General features: G+C 55.0%; 1 rRNA gene. It reads right to left on the reverse strand.

The features are described 5' to 3' along the window. Window positions 1-300: ribosomal RNA gene (locus CHH91_RS18290) — 16S ribosomal RNA — on the reverse strand; the annotation flags it as partial.

A 300-nucleotide genomic window follows, 5' to 3' on the forward strand; every position in this document is an offset into this window, starting at 1 on the left:
GAATGCTGGCAACTAGAATCAAGGGTTGCGCTCGTTGCGGGACTTAACCCAACATCTCACGACACGAGCTGACGACAACCATGCACCACCTGTCACGCTGTCCCCGAAGGGAACGCTCTGTCTCCAGAGTTGTCAGCGGATGTCAAGACCTGGTAAGGTTCTTCGCGTTGCTTCGAATTAAACCACATGCTCCACCGCTTGTGCGGGCCCCCGTCAATTCTTTTGAGTTTCAGCCTTGCGGCCGTACTCCCCAGGCGGAGTGCTTAATGCGTTAACTTCAGCACTAAAGGGCGGAAACCC

The sequence above is a fragment of the Virgibacillus sp. 7505 genome, assembly GCF_002272135.1.
In the GTDB taxonomy this organism is placed as follows: domain Bacteria; phylum Bacillota; class Bacilli; order Bacillales; family Amphibacillaceae; genus Terribacillus.